General features: G+C 28.9%; 1 pseudogene. It reads left to right on the top strand.

Going from position 1 to position 280, the window contains the following annotated elements:
* Positions 1–280 (top strand): annotated as a pseudogene (locus tag IC213_RS20775) (hypothetical protein); the annotation flags it as partial.

Genomic DNA, 280 nt, shown 5'->3' with positions numbered 1-280 from the left:
AGATTAAGGGTCTAATTAATAAATATGGTAAGCAAGGTTGTAATATGACATTTAGAATACATAATGAAGATATGATAGAAGGTTTTAAAAGTTTATATACAATAGGTGATGTTGGTCTTCTTGAAGGTACAGTAAAATCTATGACTACAAGTAAAGCAACAGGGTTTGGTTCAAGAATTAAAAAAAGTGCCTTTACATTTTTAGAAATAGAAGGAGGGGATGAGCCTTTGAAAGATGGTGATGAAATATTAAGTGATAAAAATTATCCATTTACAGATAA

Origin of the sequence: Clostridioides sp. ES-S-0049-02 (assembly GCF_020658465.1) — a bacterium.
Lineage (GTDB): Bacteria > Bacillota > Clostridia > Peptostreptococcales > Peptostreptococcaceae > Clostridioides.
Note: the sequence above shows the minus strand (reverse complement) of the source record. Positions and strands in the feature narration are given on the sequence as shown.